This is a genomic window from Arthrobacter sp. AD-310 (assembly GCF_054656615.1).
The window spans coordinates 109,967-131,633 of the sequence record NZ_BAAHNO010000010.1 but is presented as its reverse complement, the minus strand read 5'-3'; the positions used below and the strand labels follow the sequence as shown (position 1 = coordinate 131,633).

At 62.1% G+C, this 21,667-nt stretch carries 16 protein-coding genes; 15 read left to right on the top strand and 1 reads right to left on the bottom strand.

Translation table 11 applies throughout. From position 1 onward, the window contains the following. Nucleotides 1-84 precede the first annotated feature (84 nt). The 9 genes from ACYQ1Z_RS07215 to ACYQ1Z_RS07175 all read left to right on the top strand — a co-directional run bounded on the left by ACYQ1Z_RS07215 (nt 85) and on the right by ACYQ1Z_RS07175 (nt 10,868). Complete coding sequence (locus ACYQ1Z_RS07215) at nt 85-1,767, top strand: ABC-F family ATP-binding cassette domain-containing protein (RefSeq protein WP_459791810.1); 1,683 nt, start codon at nt 85-87, stop codon at nt 1,765-1,767. A 139-nt stretch (nt 1,768-1,906) separates the two neighbouring features. Next, on the top strand, nt 1,907-2,683 hold the full coding sequence (locus tag ACYQ1Z_RS07210) for a DeoR/GlpR family DNA-binding transcription regulator (RefSeq protein WP_459791809.1): 777 nt from the start codon (nt 1,907-1,909) through the stop codon (nt 2,681-2,683). Further along, entirely contained in the window at nt 2,680-3,891 is a 1,212-nt protein-coding gene (locus ACYQ1Z_RS07205) for an MFS transporter (protein WP_459791808.1), read from the top strand. Before ACYQ1Z_RS07210 ends, ACYQ1Z_RS07205 begins: the two co-directional genes overlap by 4 nt. A gap of 101 nt (nt 3,892-3,992) precedes the next feature. Beyond that, a complete protein-coding gene (locus ACYQ1Z_RS07200) occupies nt 3,993-5,489 on the top strand; it encodes a bifunctional phosphatase PAP2/diacylglycerol kinase family protein (RefSeq protein ID WP_459791807.1) in 1,497 nt (498 codons plus the stop codon). A gap of 164 nt (nt 5,490-5,653) precedes the next feature. Then, complete coding sequence (locus ACYQ1Z_RS07195) at nt 5,654-6,601, top strand: ABC transporter ATP-binding protein (RefSeq protein ID WP_459791806.1); 948 nt, start codon at nt 5,654-5,656, stop codon at nt 6,599-6,601. Then, complete coding sequence (locus tag ACYQ1Z_RS07190; protein ID WP_459791805.1) at nt 6,598-7,446, top strand: ABC transporter permease; 849 nt, start codon at nt 6,598-6,600, stop codon at nt 7,444-7,446. The genes ACYQ1Z_RS07195 and ACYQ1Z_RS07190 overlap by 4 nt, the downstream gene beginning before the upstream one ends. Nucleotides 7,447-7,472: 26 nt before the next feature. Then, nucleotides 7,473-8,822, top strand: a complete 1,350-nt coding sequence (locus tag ACYQ1Z_RS07185) for a sensor histidine kinase (protein WP_459791804.1) — start codon at nt 7,473-7,475, stop codon at nt 8,820-8,822. Then, nucleotides 8,819-9,511 (top strand): response regulator, encoded by a 693-nt coding sequence (locus ACYQ1Z_RS07180; RefSeq protein WP_459791803.1) that lies wholly within the window; start codon nt 8,819-8,821, stop codon nt 9,509-9,511. The genes ACYQ1Z_RS07185 and ACYQ1Z_RS07180 overlap by 4 nt, the downstream gene beginning before the upstream one ends. 55 nt (nt 9,512-9,566) lie before the next feature. Continuing rightward, nucleotides 9,567-10,868: a M18 family aminopeptidase gene (locus ACYQ1Z_RS07175; protein WP_459791802.1), complete on the top strand. Its 1,302-nt coding sequence runs from the start codon at nt 9,567-9,569 to the stop codon at nt 10,866-10,868. A gap of 11 nt (nt 10,869-10,879) precedes the next feature. Here the strand turns inward: ACYQ1Z_RS07175 and ACYQ1Z_RS07170 are convergent, their stop codons facing one another. Continuing rightward, the gene (locus ACYQ1Z_RS07170; RefSeq protein WP_459791801.1) at nt 10,880-13,102 is read right to left on the bottom strand and encodes a PKD domain-containing protein; all 2,223 of its coding nucleotides are present in this window, start codon (nt 13,100-13,102) and stop codon (nt 10,880-10,882) included. 431 nt (nt 13,103-13,533) lie between these two features. Between ACYQ1Z_RS07170 and ACYQ1Z_RS07165 the strand changes: the two genes are divergently transcribed. The 6 genes from ACYQ1Z_RS07165 (at nt 13,534) to ACYQ1Z_RS07140 (ending at nt 21,660) form a co-directional block, all read left to right on the top strand. Further along, nucleotides 13,534-14,358, top strand: coding sequence for a glycosyltransferase family 2 protein (locus ACYQ1Z_RS07165; RefSeq protein ID WP_459791800.1), 825 nt, complete (start codon nt 13,534-13,536; stop codon nt 14,356-14,358). Between the two features lies 1 nt (nt 14,359). Then, complete coding sequence (locus ACYQ1Z_RS07160) at nt 14,360-15,355, top strand: glycosyltransferase family 2 protein (RefSeq protein ID WP_459791799.1); 996 nt, start codon at nt 14,360-14,362, stop codon at nt 15,353-15,355. Beyond that, entirely contained in the window at nt 15,352-16,641 is a 1,290-nt protein-coding gene (locus tag ACYQ1Z_RS07155; protein WP_459791798.1) for a glycosyltransferase family 2 protein, read from the top strand. The genes ACYQ1Z_RS07160 and ACYQ1Z_RS07155 overlap by 4 nt, the downstream gene beginning before the upstream one ends. Next, complete coding sequence (locus tag ACYQ1Z_RS07150; protein ID WP_459791797.1) at nt 16,607-18,964, top strand: hypothetical protein; 2,358 nt, start codon at nt 16,607-16,609, stop codon at nt 18,962-18,964. The genes ACYQ1Z_RS07155 and ACYQ1Z_RS07150 overlap by 35 nt, the downstream gene beginning before the upstream one ends. Before the next feature lie 43 nt (nt 18,965-19,007). Continuing rightward, nucleotides 19,008-19,826: a glycoside hydrolase family 16 protein gene (locus ACYQ1Z_RS07145; protein ID WP_459791796.1), complete on the top strand. Its 819-nt coding sequence runs from the start codon at nt 19,008-19,010 to the stop codon at nt 19,824-19,826. Between the two features lie 931 nt (nt 19,827-20,757). Continuing rightward, nucleotides 20,758-21,660, top strand: coding sequence for a hypothetical protein (locus ACYQ1Z_RS07140; protein ID WP_459791795.1), 903 nt, complete (start codon nt 20,758-20,760; stop codon nt 21,658-21,660). The last annotated feature ends 7 nt before the right edge of the window (nt 21,661-21,667 follow it).

The following is a 21,667-nucleotide window of genomic DNA, read 5'->3' as shown; positions in this document are numbered from 1 at the left end:
TTGTCCACATTGCAGACTTCCGGGCCGCTTAGCCTTGCATATCTGGACAAAAACTCCGGAGTTGGGCGTGGGAAGATGGAGTACGTGGCCCATATTGACGTCTCCGGCATCGACTACTTCCTCTCCGACGGCACGCAGCTGCTGAATGGAGTGACCTTCAAGGTTCCGGATGGCACCAAAACCGCCCTCATCGGACCCAACGGAACCGGCAAAACCACGCTGTTCCGCATCATCGCGGGAGACCTGGAACCGGACGAGGGCGTGATCGGCCGCTCCGGCAATATGGGCATCATGCGCCAGTTCGTGGGCCAGGTCCGGGACGGCTCCACTGTCCGCGACCTGCTGGTCTCCGCTGCCCCGCCCGCGCTGGCTGCCGCCGCCCGCGAGGTGGATGAGGCGGAGCTGGCCATGATGGAGCACGACGACGAGCCCACCCAGATGCGGTACGCCCAGGCGATCGTGGACTGGGGCGACGCCGGCGGATACGACGTCGAAACCGTCTGGGACGAGGTCTGCATGGCGGCGCTGGGACTCCCCTTTGACCGCGCTCACCACCGCCCGGCGTCGAGCCTTTCCGGCGGTGAGCAGAAGCGCCTGGTCCTGGAGGCGCTGTTCGCCGGCCCGGACGATCTGCTGCTGCTGGACGAGCCGGACAACTACCTGGACGTGCCCGGCAAGCGCTGGCTGGAAGAGAAGCTCAACGAGTCGAAAAAGACCGTGTTCTTCATCAGCCACGACCGTGAACTGCTGAACAACGCCGCCGGGCGTATCGTCACGCTGGAGCCTGGCATCAACGGTGCGGCGGCATGGATCCACGGCGGCGGCTTTGGCTCCTACGTCGAAGCGCGCGCCGACCGGAACGCCCGCTTCGAGGAGCTCCGCAAACGCTGGGACGAGGAGCACATCAAGCTCAAGGAACTCGTCAACATGTACAAGAACAAGGCAGCGTTCCGCTCCGACATGGCCAACCGGTACCACGCGGCGCAGACCCGCCTCGCCAAGTTCCTTGAGGCGGGACCGCCCGAGGCGCTCCCCATCGAGCAGAACGTCCAGATGAGGCTCAAGGGCGGACGCACGGCCAAGCGCGCCGTCGTGGCGGAGCGGCTGGAACTGACCGGGCTCATGAAGCCGTTCTCCACCGAGATCTGGTTTGGTGACCGCGTGGGCGTGCTGGGTTCCAACGGCTCCGGCAAGTCGCACTTCCTGCGGCTCCTTGCTACCGGCGGTACCGATCCGGAACGCGAGCACCTTCCGGTGTCGGATGTTGAAATCGCCGAAGTACCGCACGAGGGGACCGTGAAACTCGGGGCGAGGATCCGGCCCGGGTTCTTCGCCCAGACCCATGTCCGGCCAGACCTGCTGGGCAAGACGCTGCTGGAGATCCTGCACCGCGGTGACGAGCACCGTTCCGGTCTCGGCCGCGAAGCTGCGGCCGGTGCGCTCGACGGCTACGGCCTCGCCGGACAGTCCGAGCAGAAGTACGAGTCCCTCTCCGGCGGCCAGCAGGCACGGTTCCAGATCCTGCTGCTCCAGCTCAGCGGGGCAACCCTGCTGTTGCTCGACGAACCCACGGACAACCTGGACCTCCACTCCGCGGAGGCATTGGAGCGGGCCATCGACCACTTCGAGGGGACCGTCCTGGCCGTAACCCACGACCGCTGGTTCGCCCGCACTTTCGACCGCTTCCTCGTGTTCGGATCCGACGGCAAGGTTTACGAGTCAGCCGAGCCGGTGTGGGACGAGGCACGGGTGGAACGGGTCCGCTAATCGCCCCTCCCGAAAATCCTGCCCTTCTCCCGCAAACGCTCTGCAAACACCGCGGGAGCGTTTGGCTTATGTAAGCGCGGTTGAGGAGAGGGTATGACCACGGGCTGATCATATAATCATGACTTGCTATCATTTGATCATGAAGACTGACGAGCGCCACCGCGCCATAGCGGCTTTGCTGCGCGAACGGGACGAGGTCAGTGTCGAAGAACTGATCGCGGCCTGTGACGCGTCAGGGGCAACCATCAGGCGGGACCTTGAGGTGCTGGCCGCTAACGGCGTCCTCCGCCGCGTGCACGGAGGCGCGCGGAGCCTGATCGGACGCGGCGGGAACCCCGGATACGGCCAGCGCGAGCTCGAGGACCAGGACGTTAAAAAACGGATTGCCGCCGCTGTAGCGGACCTCCTGCGGGACCGGGAGCACGTGTGGCTGGACAGCGGGAGTACTGCAACTGAAGTGGCGCGCACGCTGGCGGGCCGGGAGCTCACGCTGATGCCCATGTCCCTGCGGTCCCTGAACGCCGCCGCAGCAGGCGGGGACAATTCCGCCGGGCTCAGGCCCGGGCTGTTGCTGCCCGGAGGAAGCCTGGTTCCAGGCGAACTGTGCTTCCGGGGGCCACTGGCTGAGGCGAATATCAGGTCGCTGCGCTTCGACACCGCAGTAATCACGCCCTGCGCCGTCAGCACCAGGGACGGCCTGCTGGCCCACGACCTCGAGGACGCCGCCATAAAGAGGGCGGGGCTTGAATCAGCCTCCCGGGTGGTCCTCGCGGCTGGCGCGGCCAAGTGGCAAGCGAACGCCAGGGTCCTGGTGGCCGGCCTGGAACGGGTTGATGTGATGGTGACCGACAAGAAGTTCAGCACCGGGGAGCGCGCCCAACTCGATGAATACTCAGTGGAAGTAGTGAACGTATGAGCACAAACACCGGTACGGTGCGGCAGGCCGGACTCACAGCCGCCGCTGCGGCCACCTTCGTTGTCTTCGGAATCAACGGCCTGGTCTTCGCGAGCTGGGCAGCCCGCATTCCCGCGGTGACGGAGACACTGCAGATCACCTCCGGGCAGATGGGCACGCTGCTGTTATGCACGGCCATCGGTTCACTGCTGGCCCTGCCCACCGCTGGGCTGGTCGTCGGCAGGATAGGTACCGCCAATACCGTGCGCTTCGGCGGCCTGCTCGCAGCTGCGGCAGGCGTGGGAATCGCCGTGTCCCTCTCCGGACAATCGATCCCGGGCACCGCGGTCTCCCTGTTCTTCTTCGGGATCGCCATCGGTCTGTGGGACGTGTCCCAGAACATCGAGGGGGCCGACGTCGAGCACCGGCTCCGGCGCACCATCATGCCTCAGTTCCACGCTGCCTTCAGCGGGGGCGCGTTTATCGGTGCCCTAATTGGTGCCGGGCTGTCCAACCTTGGCGTGGAGCTGCCCCTGCACCTGCTGGTCATTGCCGGCATCGTGGTGGTGGTGACCCTGGTCGCGCCCCGGTACTTCCTGCCGCACATTTCCGCCACAACATCGGAAGGTGAAGCGAAACCTGCAAAAGGCCCCTCCGCGTGGCGTGACAGCCGCACCCTGCTCATTGGCGTGGTGGTCCTCGGCGCAACCCTGACAGAAGGCGCCGGTAACGACTGGATCGCCAAGGCCTCCGTGGACGGCCTCGGCACCACGGAGTCCACCGGCGCGCTGATGTTCGCACTCTTTGTCCTGGCCATGACCACCATGCGGTTCCTGGGTGGCCGGGTGATCGACAAGTATGGGCGCGTCGCCGTCCTCCGGGCCAGCATGGCGGCCGCCGCGGCCGGCCTGGGCCTCTTCGTCCTCGCCGGGAACATCTGGCTCGCCGCAGTGGGCGCCGCCCTCTGGGGCCTGGGAGCCGCGCTGGCCTTCCCCATGGGCATGTCCGCCGCAGCGGACGATCCGAAGCACGCTGCGGCCAGGGTTTCTGTTGTATCAACGCTCGGTTATATATCGTTTCTCGCCGGACCGCCGCTGCTCGGGTACCTGGGCGACCTGACAGGCATCCACATCGCGCTGCTGGCCATCCTGGCACCCATCGTGGTGGCTCTGCTGCTGGCCGGTGCGGCCAAGCCGCTGCCGCTCAAGCAGGAGATTGAGTCGAAGTAGCCCGCTCGGGTTGTGCCCGGGGCTGCAGGACCTGCGAGAGGGTTGGGTCCGGGACTGCAGGATGTGCGAGGAGGTCCCGGCTCCCGCGGTAGGGTGGGGGCATGCGCAGCTCCTGGCGGCGAAGCCATCGATGGATCGGCCGGGTCGATAGATACTTGGTCCGGCATGTATCGGACCTGCCCGGCGGCAACCACGATGATTTCTTCCGGCGCCTGTCGGCCTCGGCCAATCACGGAAAACTCTGGATGGCGGCCGCTGTGGTCATGGCCGCCTTTCCCGGCAAAACCCGCCGGGCGGCCTTGCATGGCCTGATCGCCCAAGCCGTCGCCTCGGCGGTAACCAACGGAGTCTTCAAAACCCTGCTCCCCCGGGCGCGGCCCCTGCCCGAACACCTTCCCGTGTTCAGGTTCGTCCATCCGCAGCCCACAAGTTCCTCGATGCCCTCCGGCCACTCCGCCTCAGCCGTGGCTTTCGCGGTTGGCGCCGGCCTGGTCCGGCCGGCACTCGGCGCAGCCCTGGCTCCAGCCGCCCTCGGGGTCGCGTATTCACGTGTCCACACAGGGGCACACTGGCCGTCAGACGTGCTCTTCGGCTCCGCCCTGGGAGCCGGCGCCGCACTCATCACCAGGAAGTGGTGGCCTGTCCGCCCGCCTTTCCCGCAAACAGCAAGAACGTGGACGGACGCCCCGGAACTGCCGGAGGGTGAAGGACTCAGCATCGTGGTGAACACCCTTGGAGGGTCGTTCACCAAGGAAACAGCCGGCGCACTCCAGGAAGTATTTCCAAAGGCGTACATCAACACCGTCCAGCCCGACGACGACCTGGCCGCGGAAATCAGGGCTGCTGCCGACCATCCCGGCACCTCCGCCCTTGGTGTGTGGGGTGGTGACGGGACCGTAGGCGCAGCGGCCGCCGCCGCCGTCGAACGTTCCATCCCCCTCCTGGTCCTGCCCGGCGGAACACTGAACCACTTCGCCAGGGACGCCGGAACCGGAAGCCTCAAGGAAGCGGTGGCCGCTGCCTCAAGGGGCGAGGCGGCACTGGCCGACATCGGGCTTGTCAGGGTGGAACGGGGGCTCGCCGGCAACCCCGAAGTGGCGGAGCTGATCATGCTGAACACGTCAAGTGTGGGGCTCTACCCTGACATGGTGCGGCGCCGGGAACACCTGCAGCCGGCACTGGGCAAACCCCTCGCCGGCGTGGTGGCCATGCTGCGGACCTTCGCCGCCGGCAGCCCGGTTACCCTCACCGTCGACGGTGTCCGCCGGAAGGTGTGGATCGCCTACGTGGGGCGCGGCCGGTACTACCCCCGTGACCACGCACCGTTGTTCCGTCCCCTCATGGACGACGGGCTCCTCGACGTCCGGCTCTTCACTGCGGACGAATCCTTTGCCCGGCTGCGGATGCTGTGGTCCGTGCTGACCGGCACGGTCGCAACCTCCCGGATCACCCATCTGCGCGAGGCCACCAAGGTACGCATCGACGCGGGCGGGGCACCCATGGCCCTGGCCGTCGACGGCGAGGCCCTGGCCGGAGTGCGCAGCGTGGAATACAGGGTGCTCCCTCAGGCACTTGCCTACTACTCACCCCGGCCGTAGCGAACGCAATCACAGCCCGCGGGTCATCCACGGGGAGTACCCTGATCCGGCCCTGAATCATCCCTGAGACAGGCGAAATACGGCAGCCGCGTCGGTAGCGTAAGGGGTACACCTCTCAGCTGAGCCCAACTCCAGCCTTGCGCTGCCGTCCGAAGGAACCGTCAATGATTGAGGCACACGACCTGACCAAGGTCTATGGCGGGAAGACCGCCGTGGCCAGGGTCAGTTTCACTGTCAGGCCGGGCCGCGTCACCGGCTTCCTGGGGCCGAACGGGGCCGGCAAATCAACCACCATGCGCATGATCATGGGCCTGGACCGCCCCACGTCGGGCTCGGTAACCGTCAACGGCGTGCCGTTTGCCCGGCACGCCGCGCCACTGCGGGAAATCGGTTCGCTCCTCGACGCCAAGGCAGTCCACACCGGCCGGACCGCCTACAACCACCTCCTGGCTATGGCGGCGACCCACAGCATTGCCAAAAAGCGGGTGCGGGAAGTCATCGACATGACCGGCCTCGGGGAGGTGGCGAACAAGAAGGTCAAGGGGTTCTCGCTCGGCATGGGCCAGCGACTGGGCATCGCAGCCGCACTGCTGGGCGACCCGCAGACCATAATCCTGGATGAACCGGTCAACGGGCTCGACCCTGAGGGCGTCGTCTGGGTCCGTAACCTGGTGAAATACCTCGCCTCCGAGGGCAGGACCGTGTTCCTGTCCAGCCACCTCATGAGCGAAATGGCACTCACGGCCGACCACCTGATCGTCATCGGACGGGGCCGGATCATCGCCGACGCCCCGATCAACGAGATCATCACCGGCAAGGGCCAGGCGCGGACCCGGGTGCGCACGGACCAGCCGCAGCAGCTGATGCACCTGCTGGCGGATGACGGCGTGTCTGTTGAGGTCCAGGACCATGAACTTCTCGAGGTCACCGGGCTCGGATCACGGGACATCGCCCGGACAGCACTGGACAACCACATCATGGTGTACGAACTGACACCCCTGCAGGCAAGCCTGGAGGAGGCCTACATGGAACTGACCAAGGACGAGGTGGAGTACCACTCGCTCATCACCACCGGGGCTGCGGCCCCGGCCCGGACCGGAGGAAAGCAATGAGCACGGCAGCAGTTCAATCCCGCCCGGACACCACTGTGGGCCCCGGCCCCAGCTTCCCCCGCGTCCTCCACTCCGAATTCATCAAATTCAGGACCCTGCTTTCAACCCTGGTCCTGGTGGGATCGACCGTCCTGGTGATGGTGGGCTTCGCGGCCCTCAACGCCTGGGGAATCGGCCAGTTCTCCGAAGCTTCGAAGACAGATCCCCAGGCGGCCGCCGCCTTCGCTGCCCAGGGCGCAGACCTGACCTCCGGCATTCCGACGTCGGGCATCGCCTTCGCGCAGCTGATCATGGGGTCACTGGCGGTTCTGCTGATGAGCTCGGAATTCACCACCGGAATGGCGAGGTCGACCTTCTCCGCGGTTCCAAAACGGACGCCCGCCTTTGTTGCCAAGCTGCTGGTGGTGACGGTCTGCGCCTTCATGGTTACCGTGGTGTCTTCCTTCCTGGCCTACGTGGCGGCGTCGCCAATCCTGGACAACTACGGTTTTGACATCGACCTGGGCACCGACCATTCCCGCCGGCTCCTGCTGGTCAGCGGACTCTACGTTGCGGCGGTGGCAGCGATTGGCATGTCGCTGGGGACGCTCCTGCGCAATTCGGCGGGTGGAATCATGTCCCTGGTGGGTCTCTTCTTCGTGGTCCCCATCGCCTTCCAGCTCATCCCGGGTGAATTCTTCGAGGAAGCGCGCAAATACCTGCCGGACAACCTGTTCGAGCGGATCACTACCGCCAACCCGGCCGAGGGTGCACTGGAAGTCTGGCAGGCCTCGGTCTGGCTGGGGGCGTGGGTTGTCATTCCGGTAACCGCCGCGATGGTTGTGCTGAAGCAGCGGGACATCTAAGGCGGAGTGACGGGCGCATCGAATATATGAACCAAGCGGCATATCCCAAGGACGCGCCGGCCGGACAGGCTGACGCGTCCTTCGCCGAGCTGGCAGCGAAGCGCCGGGGCGTCGTCCGGCGGTTCCTGCACCGGCACCCGCGCCTTATGGATGCCGTTGTGGGGTTGAGCTACGGCCTGCTGGTGGCGCCCACGGCGGTTGACGCCGTCGTCTCCGGAAAGTGGTTCGTCACCGCGCTGCTCGCGGCCGTGGCGGCCGGGATGTTCGTCCGCCGCTCGTACCCCGTGCCGCTGGTGGCCTTCGTCGCGGTGGTGGAAGTTGCTGTCACGCTGTTGCACCCGTGGGGTTCCAACGCGTCAGCCGGGCTGTGGTTTTCGCTGTATGCCGTCGCGGTGGTCCACACGCGCCGGTTCGCGCTGGCCACCATGGCCGCGGCTACGGCGCCGCTGGCCCTGCTCTACCTGCTGGCCGCCGTCGGGCCGATGGAAAACTCCTTCGTGCAGGACCCCGGCGTCAACCCCGGCGACTTCCACCTGCTGACCAGCATCGCCACCGGCGCCACCATCGTCCTGTCCAATGTCATCGCCACGGGCATCGGCATCGGCGTGAAGCAGCGCCGCGAACACGAACAGGAAGTCGCCGCGTGGGCCGCCAGGACCGCGCAGCTGGCGTCAGTGAACGAACGCAACAGGATCGCGCGGGAGATGCACGACGTCGTTGCCCACTCGCTCACGGTGATGGTCAGCCTTTCGGACGGCGCCGCCGTCGTGGTCCGGAAAAGCCCGGAGCGCGCCGCTGAGGTGCTGGGCGAACTGTCCAGGACCGGACGGACCGCCCTCGCCGACATGCGGCGCGTGCTCGGCGTCCTGCGCGATGACGCCGGAACCGCCGCGCCGCGGCAGCCGCTCGCCGCCGGGGACAGCCTGGCCAAGCTGCTGGAGGGGTTCCGGACAGCCGGCCTGCCGCTGCACTATGCACACAGCGGTCCAGCACTGCCGGATGATCCGGCGTTCCAGCTCACCGTGTACCGGATCGTGCAGGAATCCCTCACCAACGTCCTGCGCTACGGCCGGTCCCTCTCGCGCGTGGACGTGAGCATCGTCCGGTCAGGCTCCACCGTCACCATCGAAGTGCACGACGACGGAGCGGGAGTTCCTGGACACCCGGCGGCTGAGGGCGGTGGTGTCCAGGCCGGCGCCTCCTACGGCACTGGCCAGGGGCTGGCGGGCATGGCCGAACGCGCGCGCATTTATGCGGGCACGGTCGAGGCGGGCCGGACCGCACGCGGCTGGCGGGTCCACGCTGTGCTCACCTGGCCGGAAGACGGCGCCCCTCTACCGTCTCCCCATCCCTACGAACTGCAAGGCAAGGCATGACAGACCCCAAACCCACCACCGTCCTGCTCGTGGATGACCAGCCCCTCCTTCGGATGGGATTCCGCCTGATCCTCGAAGGCGAAGCGGACCTGCGGATCGTCGGCGAGGCATCCGACGGCGCCGAAGCTATCCGGCTGGTGCAGGACCTGGACCCCGACGTGGTCCTGATGGATGTGCGCATGCCGGTCCTGGACGGCATCGAGGCAACCCGGGCCATCACCACCTCCGGCTCCCGGGCACGCATCATCATCCTCACCACCTTCGACGTGGACGAGTATGCCTTTGCCGGGCTGCAGGCAGGAGCCTCCGCGTTCCTGTTGAAAGACGCGGCCCCGTCTGACCTCATCCACGCCGTCCGGGTGGTGGCCAGCGGGGATGCGGTGGTGGCCCCCCGGGTGACGCAGCGGCTGCTTGAAACCTACGTCCGCGGGGCCGCCCGCCCCGTCCCGTCCGCTCCCGCGCCCGATCCCCTGCTGGCCGACCTCACGCCCCGGGAGACCGAGATGCTGGAAGCGATGGCGGAAGGCCTGTCCAACGCCGAGATTGCCCACCGGTACTTCCTGTCCGAAGCCACGGTGAAGACGCACGTCCGCCGGATCCTCACCAAGCTGCACCTCCGGGACCGGGTCCAGGCAGTGGTGTACGCCTACGAAACCGGACTGGTGGTTCCGAGCAACCCGGACTACTGACTCCCGGCGCCGGGGTACACAGCGGCGCTGAACGTCACCCTTTAGACTCGGGAACATGCCTATAACTTCCCCCGCCACCGCCCATATCCAGGACCTCGGCACCTACGTCAGCGCATCGCCGTCGAGCTTCCACGCGGTCCACCAGGCGGGACGGCGGCTGGGGGACGCGGGCTTTGTCCGGCTGGACGAGCTGGAGCCGTGGGATGCCGGCGCGGGAAGGTTCTTCATCATCCGTGACGGCGCGCTGATTGCCTGGGTGGTGCCGGAGGGGGCCGGGCCGACGACGGGTTTCAACATCCTGGGCGCCCACACCGATTCGCCGTCCTTCAAGCTCAAGCCGAAACCGACCACCGGCGCTCACGGGTGGCTGCAGGCCGGGGTGGAAATCTACGGGGGTCCGCTGCTCAATTCCTGGCTGGACCGGGAGCTGCAGCTGGCCGGCCGCCTGGTGATGCTGGACGGGACTGAGCACCTGGCCGCGACCGGACCGCTGCTCCGGTTCCCGCAGCTGGCCATCCACCTGGACCGCGCGGTCAATGACGGGCTCACGCTGGACAAACAGCGGCACATGAACCCGGTCTGGGGGCTGGGGAACCCGGCGGACTTCGACGTGCTGAAGGTGCTGGCCGGCGCGGTCCCGGACGCTTCGGTGGATCCCGCACAGATCGGCGGGTACGACGTCGTCATCGCGGATACGCAGCCACCCGCGGTTTTCGGCGGGTCGGGCGAGTTCTTCGCATCCGGGCGGCTGGACAACCTTTCGTCCACCCATGCCGGCCTGGTTGCGTTGATTGCCCACGCTTCCAGTGCACCTGCCGGGTCGCCCATCGCCGTGCTCGCAGCGTTCGACCATGAGGAGATCGGCTCCAACTCGCGCTCAGGTGCCTGCGGACCCATCCTCGAAGACGTCCTGGTCCGCGTCTCCGACGGCCTTGGCGCCTCGGCGGGCCAGCGGCGGCAGGCGGTGGCGGCGTCGTTCTGTATTTCTGCAGACGCCGGCCACGCGGTCCACCCCAACTATGCCGAGCGGCACGATCCCGCCAACCATCCGGTGCTCAACGGCGGGCCGCTGCTGAAGATCAACGCGAACCAGCGGTACGCCACGGACGCCCACGGGGCTGCGGCGTGGGCCCGGCTGTGCGGCGAGGCAGGCGTGCCCTACCAGGAATTTGTCTCGAACAACGCGATCCCGTGCGGCTCCACGATCGGGCCCCTCACGGCCACCCGCCTGGGTATCAGGACCCTGGACGTTGGTGTGCCCCTGCTGTCCATGCACTCGGCCCGGGAATTGTGCGGCGTGGAGGACCCGTGGCGGCTGGCTGCGGTGACGGAGCTGTTCTACCGGACTGCCCTGTGAGACGAGTCCGCCTAGCTGATGGGCTTCAGGGCGGTCCGCCACACCGCGGCAGCGCGAGCGCCGGACATTGACCATGTGGCGGTGCCACTTGGTCCTGGCGTGGTCTGTGTCTTGTCAGCTTGCTCTGCAATTTGGCCCTCAGCTTCGAAGCGTTCTGTCCAACCGTCAGGCGGAGTAAACGCCTGAGCACCGCAGTCGCAGGCCGCTCCCCCTATCAGCATTGCTCCGTCGCTCGCGGTGGTAATGCTGGCCGCTGTGATGCTCTTGGCAGTGTAGGTGACATCAACGGCGGTCACGGTAGGACTATCTAGTGGAGTTGCGGTGTTTACTCCTCGGTAGGTAGTTACACCCGCGCCCAATTTCACCGATTTGTCGAATGTCCATGTAGTCATGAGGGGTTCAGCTGGCCCGGCCACGTGCAAATAGACAAAACTCCTGGCGCCGGTTGTCGCCGAGCTGTTGATCGACAACGGGTTCATGATGGGGGTCCAACCCTCCGGAACACTGGTCAGGGAAGGGTTGAAGTCGCCGGTGAGAGAAGCAATAAGCACATCGCCTGCCGTTGTACCGGCTGGCGTTTGAAGCGTAACGGTCCTCGCCGCAGTCCCTGCAGTTGTCGAGGTCGAACCTACGACTGTGATGCGGCTGGCAGGAGGAGCTGGCTGTACCACGTCCACCGTAGAAATCGTTGATGTAGAGCCGGCATTGTTTGTCGCCGTGAGTCGTACCGTGTACGTTCCCGCTGCTAGATAGGTGTGGACCGGGTTTTGGTCGGTTGAAGTGCTTTCATCCCCGAAGTTCCAGGTCCATGAAGTCGGCCCACCCAATGACGTGTCCGTAAAGGTGATAGTCAAAGGAACTGTGCCTGTGCTGGGGGTGGCAGTAAAGGACGCGGCTGGTGGTTGGGGAACGGATCCCAACGGTCTATCAGAAAACCAGTAACGTTTCGCCACGTTGTCGCTGGCTAAAACCACGAGCCCGGTGGAGGCATCCACGCTTTGCTTCGTTGTAGTCACGTCATTGATGTTGGACGAAGAGGGACTTTGCATTATGGGCGTCCCCCGACCGGGCCCGAACACTGGGTTATCCAGTGGGGCTGTCTTTTCATAGATGCTGCCTGCAACCCCCGAATAGGCGCATCCGCTGACGGAGTTGGGCGGCGCGGTCTGAAATGCGCGGACCAAATTGTTAGCGGTGTCCAGCACTATCTGGGGTCGGGAAACACAATCCCCCGTTACGGAGATAGTTGACTGACTGAATGCTGCCGTGCCTGGCCGGAATACCAGAAGGAGAAGTTGGGGCAGGCTTGGATCAGTGGAACTATCATTCAGACTCGTCTTCACGGCCGCGAAAACCCTCCCTGAGGAGTCAGCTTGAAGCGTCTTGAGATTCAAGTGATCGTCTGACTGGCCCTTGCCCCTCAGGGCGGGCTGCACCTTCCAGCCCTCTGTCGCCGCCTCCCCGTCCTTATGCGTAGCCCACCAAACCGTGTCCGCTCTGTGGTCGCTCCACATCACGCCGATTTGGCTCTTGCTGAAAGCAACTACAGCTGAGATATCGTCAGGCGCGGGATTGGGATTCGCCACGGGAAGTAGGAAAGGGGTAAGCCAGTTGGCTCCGGAGTCGGCTGCGTAATTGATGTAGACGCTGTTGGTGAACCCGGTGGCGGTGTTTCCACCTACTTGCGTCCACGTGGCCCACAGACCCCCTCTGGAATCGATGTCAATAGTCATGGACTCGCTGGAGTTATCGGTGATAACAGTTGGAAAGCCGGCGTCAAGCGTGTAGCTCCCCTCCGAATAGCTATACCTGTAGAGATAGGCCGGCTGCTCGGTGATGGAGGGTTTTGGGGTCCCGTCCCCCGTAATCGTGACGACATGCGAAGCGATATAGAGATGGGTTCCGTCCCAAAGGGTGTCAGCAAGGGTGCTGCCGCGGATGTCGTTCGTGACTCCTGTGTCTACCCAGGATTGGGCACTGCGGTCCAGACGGAAGATGCTCCAGCCGGTTCCGGTCTTCCACATGTCAGCCCACCAGGATCCATCGTTCCACCACAGCTTGCTTTGCGGTTTGTCTGAGGTAGGTGGGTTAGCGACTCCGGAGTAGGCGATGCTGGGTGTGCCGTACTGATCGGCCGCTTCAGCTTTGCCCACACCAATCAGAAGGCTGGATGCAATGATCAGCGACATGACCAAGGCGGTCTTGCTTCGACTCAAGTAGAGGGTGAAAGGCATTGCCTTGACTCCTGGGCGCAGGTTTGGAAGGGGTCGTGTAGCCGCCTCCCCAGAAGTGACGGCATACCTGTGCAGTGAGGTTAAACCCATTGGTACATACGGGCAACGAAACCCCCTACCTATTGATCTTTTCTTGAGTGCCACCCCCTATACCTAATGGTTTGGACATGCATAAACCCCGCTACCTACGGAATATCCGTAAAAATGCCTGTGAAAAGCGAGTACTTGCTACTCGTGATACCAGGCGCGCCCGTAAGTAGGCTCTTCCCCACGGGCAAGTCGTTGGCTGTGTGTTGCTGGGGGCCAAAGACCAGACCTTGACCGGATAGTGCGACCGGCGCAACCACCACAAGTGGGCGCGCCACCGTCCCAAACTCCGTCGAAGTCAAGAAGTGGTGAAGTCTTTGTCTATCTCGACCCAGTTATCGAGCATGTTTTCCGAGCCGGCGGTAGCTATGGCCCAGGCATCGGTCAGCGTAGTCATTCCAACCCTCAACGAGGAAAAGAACCTTCCGTGGGTAATGCGCCGGATGCCCTCCTACGTGGACGAGGTCATCATCGTCGATGGCCGCTCCCAGGATAATACGGTCGGAGTAGCCAGGGCGCTCCGTGAAGACGTTGTCATTGTGGAGGAAAAACGCAAGGGCAAGGGTGTGGCCCTGCGCGCAGGCTTCGCCGCGGCTTCCGGCGACATCATCGTCATGCTGGACGCGGACGGGAGCATGGACCCCCAGGAAATCGGGTGGTTTGTCTCCCCCCTCCAGCACGACTATGACTTCGTCAAGGGATCCCGCTATGTCACCGGGGGCGGGTCCGAGGACCTCACGTGGCTGCGCCGTACGGGAAACCGTGCCCTGACGGGCCTGGCAAACACGATCCTCCGCAGCAACTATTCGGACCTTTGCTACGGATATATCGCTTTCAGGCGCGAGTGCCTGGAAGTGCTGGAGCTGGAGTCCGACGGTTTCGAAATTGAAACCGAGCTGATCGTCCGGGCGGCGCGCGCCGGCCTCCGGATCGCGGAAGTACCCAGCATCGAACTCGACCGGATTTCGGGTGCCTCCAACCTGCAGACCTTCCGCGACGGCTGGCGGGTGCTCCGCACGATGGCCCGGGAATGCGCGCTGTGGGAGGCCCCCACCGCGGGTGCCCGTCCGGAAGCCCTGCGCCGGGTCAAGTACACCTACGCGAACGTCCGGTTCCCCCGCATCCCGGTGGACCCGCAAAGCCTCCTGTCCGTGCGGGAAGCGGCCTGACATGAAGCACTTTTCAAGTGCCAGCGTCACTGTGGTGATTTGCGCCTACACCACGGACCGCTGGGCAAATCTGCTGGACGTCATCGAATCCGTGCGGGCGCAGACAGTAAGTCCGCAGGAGACCGTGGTGGTGATCGACCACAACGTGGAACTGTACGAGCGGCTCATCGAAGTGGTCGACGACGTCACAGTCGTCGAAAACAGGGGACCAAAGGGTCTCTCCGGAGCGCGCAACACCGGCGTGAGCCTCGCTGACACGGACATCGTCGCCTTCCTCGACGATGACGCCGAAGCCGCGCCGGACTGGCTTCAGCACCTGGTGGCGCTGTACGACGATCCCGACGTCCTTGCCGTTGGCGGACGGGTCGAGCCCGTCTGGGAAACGGGCCGGCCGAGCTATTTCGGGGAAGAGCTCGACTGGATCGTGGGCTGCAGCCATAGGGGAATGCCCAGGGTGGCCTCAGAAGTCAGGAACGTCATAGGTGCGAACATGTCGTTCCGGCTGGAGGTCCTGCGCCAGGTGGGGGGGTTCAATCACTCCCTTGGCCGCCAGGGGAGTGTCCCGCTGGGCTGTGAGGAAACCGAGATTTGCATCCGTTCCCGGATGGGCTCGCCCGGATCCCGCATCGTCTACGAACCCGCGGCACTAGTACGGCACCACGTACCGGCCAACAGGGCAACGCTCCGCTACATGCTGTCCCGATCCTGGTCCGAGGGTCTTTCCAAAGCTCAGGTCAGTCAGATCGTCGGGCATAAAAGAGCGCTGGGACCGGAACGAAGGTACGTGCGAAGTGTTCTGCCTCGCGCTGTCTTTACCGGGTTGTATGACTTCGGCCGTGAAGGCAATCCTGCCGGCCTCGGCAGGGCGGGCGCTGTAGTGGCCGTCCTGGCTTGTACCACGGCCGGGTATTTCCGCGGCCGACGGCTTATTGCTCCAGACTCAAATACTGCTAAGGCTTTACTGCAGCCGGCTCTGCCATGGAGGAAAGTCCAGTGACGGAACGCCTTGCATCGGTATCTATGGCATCAGGTGAGGGGGAGGCCTTGATCCTGGAGCCGGTCATGAAGAACGCCAGCCCTCCTGGATGGTCGCAAGCGATCTGGATAGGCGTCATCGACATCGAGAAACTCGGGAGCTATAAGCGATTTCAGTTGCAGGACAGTTCGGGTTACCTGCGAGCCAGGTTGCTGGTTAGGCAGGGTGCAGCAGTCCGGGGTTTCGTGGATGTTAGAGCACCCCAAGGCTATATTGAACGACTAATCCTGGAAGAAGCAATAAGCAGACTGCCGGCGGCCGCCCAAGCCACGCCAAACATACCCGCCAGGACCGTTACGGTGGTCGTTTGCACTCGGAACCGCACAGCCCAGTTGCGCCTCGCTTTATCTGCCATTGCTGACCTTGATTACCCCGACTTTGATGTTCTTGTGGTGGACAACGCGCCAAACAACACGGAGACGCGGGACATGGTTCTCCAGGAATTTGGACGTGCACCGATCACTCTTGTGGAGGAACCTGTTCCGGGGTTGTCACAGGCGCGGAATGCGGGGCTGAGAAGAGCGCGGGGAGACATAGTGGCGTTCACTGACGACGACGTCATAGTTGACCGTGCGTGGCTTCGGGAGATTGCCGCCGGGTTTGAGCGGGCGCAGGACGCCGCTTGCGTCACGGGCCTGGTACCCGCGGGCGAAATTCGATCTCCTGCTCAGCATTATTTCGACAAACGAGTCAGTTGGTCCAAAGTCGTCAAGCCAGCGATCTACTCGATGGCACATCCCCCGGAAAACCTGCCGAAATTTCCTTTTTGTCCAAGTGCCTTTGGTACGGGGGCAAACTTCGCAGTGAATAGGAGGGTGGCTAGTTGCCTGGGAGGATTCGACGTGGCTTTGGGAGCTGGCACCCGAACCGGCGGCGGGGAAGATATCGACATGTTCACACGGATCATTCTTGCCGGGTACTCCTTGGTTGTTCAGCCTTCGGCGATTGTATGGCACCGTCATCGGGAAGAGCTTTGGGAGTTACGAGAGCAGGCGCGCAGTTACGGGAGTGGCCTTGGCGCATGGCTAACAAAGATATTTCTAGATCCAGAAACAGCACGTGTTGCGATGACCAGAACTCCAGGTGTTTTTTGGGCTGCCTTACGGAATATTCAAGTTTCGAGACAACGGCAGAACCCCGTGGACCCGGCACTGACAGGCATCATGAAACTGGAATTACTGTCTATTGGTATGGGCCCCTTCAACTACCTCCTTGAACGCAGGATTTCAGCAAAGGCAGATCCATGACGAAGGACATTTTTCACGCAAAGACAGGCAACTTGTTCGAACCGCAAGCGAAGAGGTAAGTCGAATGGCATTACTTACCAATGACAAAGTGCAACCATCACAGCATTATCGGGCATGGATCAATCGCGTAGGCTATGTGAACGCATGCATGGCCGCTTGCGGAGTGATGGCGTCCGCTTTGATCATGTTCGATGTTACGGACGCCCCACTGGCGGCTTTCAAGCTCGCAGTCAGTCTCTTGGTACCCGGATGGATGATAACACGCCGGCTTCATAGTCTCGATCCCGCAGCTAGGCTGGCCTGGACCGCGGCCGCTAGTTGCTCGCTCTATGTTGTGCTGGCCGTACTTATGTCGCGGAGTGGTCTTTGGTTTGCGCGGCCTACGGCCGTGGTGGTCTTACTGGCGTCTTCAACCGCGCTTATGCTCGCACCCGGAGCATTTCGCGGCACATCGATGATGGCGGAAAGTTTACCCCGGCCTGGGGAGCGGCGCCGTAGACCGGACCGGAATGGCTCGTCTAAGCGACCACAGCTTTTTGCTTGGGCAATCCTGGTGCTTGCGGCTTCACTTTGGATTATAGGTGTCAACACGGTCCGGCCAGGACCGCTTGACGACTTCGGGCTGTTGCCGCAATTGCCGATCGTCTGGTACCTGGCCCTTGCGATATCTGTTGCTGTAAGTGTTTGGTTAATCGTCGCCCGCAATCCTTTTCCACCTGCACTTATGAGTTCGGCCCTGGGTTTGCTCACGGTCATCCTCTATGCAACCCCTGCGCTGCTCGCGAGTGCGCCCCGTTTTCCGTGGACCTACAAGCACATTGCTGTAACTAACCTCATCACGGGCACAGGTCAGGTCGATCCGTCCATTGACATTTATAACCGCTGGCCCGGGTTCTTTTCTGTCAGCGCTTTCCTTGGCGAAGCCATGGGTTATCGAAACGCGCTCGATTATGCAGCGTGGGCCGAAACAGGGTTCGCACTCGTAGACGCAGTGCTTGTGCTTGCTATAGCGAGGACTCTCTCTAACCGCCCACGCGTCTACTGGACGGCAACGCTGGTATTCACGCTTTGTAACTGGGTGAACCAGAATTACTACGCGCCGCAGTCTTTGGGGTATACCCTGCACCTTTCCATGTGTCTGTTGGTCTTGTCCTTTCTCCGGGGCATCCCGAACCAGCGTGCGCAAAAGGTTGAGAATTGGATTCGCGACTGGCGGAAGGGAAAGCTGTACCGATCACAAAAACCGTACGATCTCGATGAGAAGTGGGATCGGGACAATTACCCCGTACAAGCGCCACTAATCGTGGCCTGCTTGGTGCTCCAGGCCGCCATCGTAGTTAGTCATCAACTGACTCCCTATATGGCGATACTTGGTCTTTTTCCACTATTTGTTGCTGGATATTTTAAGCCGCGATGGCTGGGGCCGGTTTTGTTAGCGGTTCCCTTGGTGTATTTTGTCCCAAATCTCGCATACATCAAAGGCAAGTACGGCCTATTCAGCGGGTTCGACCTCTTCGCCAACACAGGTTACCGCCCGCCGCCATCACATTCAGTGATGGTGGGTACTTGGGAACTGACAGGTCACACCTTGGCTAACTTCGCAGTGATCCTAACGATTTTAGTGGGAGTCCTTGCTGTTGCGGGATTTTTCAGGCGGCTGCTACAAGGTCATATACGTTCGACGATCGTCGTGGCCTGGATGGCGTTCTCTCCGGCTCTTGGCTTGTTGGTTCAATCCTACGGAGGCGAGGCACGTTTCCGGATCTTCCTGTTCTCGCTACCCTGGCTTGCTGTCGGCGTGGCCTGGCTGTTCTGGTCCGGTCCCATCCGAACACGGAGGGCTGTAGCTGGTGCCTGTACCGCTCTAATCGCAATGGCCATGATGTTCACGACGGTGCACTATCAGCCTGAAGCAGACTACCGGGTAGCAAAAGGGGATGTAACTGCGAGCCAGTGGCTGGATGAAAACCTAAGTCCCGGTGACCTGGTATTGAAGACAAAATACTTTTTCCCCTTGCTGATTGGCGCAAATTATCCCCGATATTTGAAATGGGGAACGGTTACGGTTCTCACAAAGTACTTTGAAGAATCAGAAAGCAACGTAACCATGAAGACGTTGCGCGACTATACCGAGAAGCTTCGTAACGAAGAAGATGCATATGTAGTCATTTCAGACGACCAGTTGCGACATGCTATTCGTGAGGGGACTCGTGAGGCATATCTATTGCCGAGACTTGAGAGAGTCTTGAAGAGTGACTTGGGGGTGGAACTTGTCTTTAATAACGAAACAGTCAGGATCTATAGATTTGCGGCTTCGGGATAACAGGTTTACGTACTCGAAGGACCGGCATGTAAAAGGTGCTCTCTTGATAGCGGCTATCGCCGGACTCGGGATTATCGTGTTTGACCAATACTCCAAGGGAACTGTAGGAACACACTGGTCCGACGGTGGCATCCCTTCCGATACCGCCTCTATTCCCCTGGGAGATTTGCCGGGTTGGCGCCAAACAGGTGTCCAGGACTTCACCCAAAATGCTGCAGCAGGGAAAGTAGACGAGGTTTACGGGCCCGACATGCGCGGTTACGATGGCTTTCCCGACTCATCGGGAAGGGGTATTTATACTCCCGATGCTGTCCTTTCTGTCCGGAATGGGAAACTTGATTACTTCCTTCATACTGATGGAGTTCCCCGGGTAGCCAGCACCGTGCCCTTCGGCTACAACGGCCAAAAGTATGGGCGGTACTCCATCCGCTTTAGGTACGATTCTTTGCCCGGCTACAAGATCGCATTCATGCTATGGCCAGTGAGCGACGACTGGAACGATGGTGAGATCGATTGGCCAGAAGGCTCGCTCGACGGACAGCTATATGGCGCCTCTGCTATCAAAGGCTCATTCGAGGATGGAGCAATGAAGTTCGACCCGTCCTACCGTAAGTACTCTTCGTCTGGCCCCGGCAAATGGCATGTGGCGACTACAGAGTGGACCCCGGGCAAAGTGAGATGGTTCTTGGACGGTAAGTTGGTTGATGAAACACGGAAGTCATCCGGTGTTCCAACTGATCCCATGCGGTGGACCTTGCAGGCGGAAACATCGTTACAGGCAAGCACGAGGTTTCCGGCTCGAGACGTAGCAGGCCATATCGAAATCGATTGGGTGGTGCAGTATGCATATGTCGAGTTTTAGTCCAGAGACCGCGCGAAACCTTAATCCTGCACTCGCCGCGGCTTTTAGAAGTATCGATGAGAGTGGAATTCCTTGGTTGTTGCTGAGGGGAGAGGATGACCTGGATCAACCCGCCGGCGATGTTGATCTGCTGGTAGACCCAGCGCTGCTCCCCGCACTTGATGGGGTACTCGCAGACGTAGGGTTTTGCCATGTTAAAGCACGAGGTCACGGGAGTCATCGCTTCTACTTCTCCTACGTTGCTGACTCTGACTTTTGGCTTAAGCTGGACGTCGTTTCTGACATTGCATTCGGGCGCTATCAGCAAAGGCCGACGGAGGTGGCCGCGGATGTCCTCGCCCGCCGAGTCGCCTTGGGAATACTGTGGGTGCCTTGTCCATCAGACAAGGCTTGGCTGCAGCTGCTTCATTTGGTACTCGACAAGGGCGAGATTGTCACGGAAAGACAAGCAATCGCTCTGTGCGCTGCCGAGGTGGTCGCGCCGGAAGATCCCCTAGGTGCATTCGTCGACCGCCAAACCCGTCCCGGCACTGCCGCTGCGATTTTGCAATATATTAGGTCGGAAGATTTTGATCGCATTCCTTACCTTGCTGCAAAAATCACTCGTACCTGGGCTGAACGGCCGCGTCGGGGCTGGTTCAGAGCTATACGTAACAGGGTACTTCGCCTCTTGACCCCCGGAGTGCATGGGCGAGGTTTGATCATTGGAGCAGTGGCGCCTGATGGCGGTGGAAAGACGACCTTATTGGAGGGACTGCGAGCCTCAATCCCGTTGCCGGTCAAGTGCGTCTACATGGGACTATGGGGCGCCAGTCATTGGGATGGACTGCTGCGGCACTTTCCTGGAGGGCGTACTGGCAAGAAGATATACAGGACGATTCGTGGGGGGCTTGTTGTTAGGTACCACAGCTTTAGAGGACGTCTTGTGCTCATGGACAGAGTTGCCTACGACGCTCTACTTCCCACAGCAAAAGCAGGTAACGCCCTAGATAGACTCACCGATCAACTTGCCTTGCGGGTGGGACCGAACCCGGACATCCTCCTGGTTCTCGATGCGCCCGGAGAGGTGATGTTTGCCCGGAAGGGCGAGCATAGCGCAAGCATTTTGGAAGACTGGCGGAATGCGTACCTGGAACTCTCACGGCGGCTTCCATCAGCCAGGGTCCTCGATGCTTCCTTAGCCAAGAATACCGTCCTACAGCGAGCGACAGGACTTATATGGGACGCGCTTACTACTAGATGTGGGATCGCTGGGAACCGCCGGCAAGAAGAGGCAAAGCTTCCCCTGCACCGCTGGGCCCTGCTCGACTGGCGCTTCCTGATCCCACTCATAAATCCGCAAAGGGTAGGCTACGGGGGAAGGCTAAGTGGAGAATTTGTATCCGGACTTCGCCATATGGACCCGCATGCTGTTCGCATAGGGGCTGATGTGCCAGGCAGAATGCCCCAATTCGACGTCGTTGTTCTCTCCGAGCCTGACCGGAAGACCTTTGAAGCCGCCGTGTCAGCTGTGGAACCCGGTGGTTGGGTTTGTGCTCAGGTCCGGCGGTCATTCTTCAGCGTCTCGCGGCCGTGGACAATAGCTGGTTGGAAGCGGGCATTCGCTCGACAGGGGTTCACTGACATAAACGTTGACTGGCAGGTGCCTACACTCGAGCGCGCCGTGCGCATAGTTCCCACGGCCTCGTCGGTGGCTGTGCGCCATACCCTCTCACTCCACAAGGACGTCCGGTACGGCACGGTTAAAGCTCTTGCAGGGAAGATTGCCCTCAACTCGGGAGTGTTCAATCTGGCGATACCTTGCGGTACAGTCACAGGCCGCCGACAGGGGTGAAGGACCA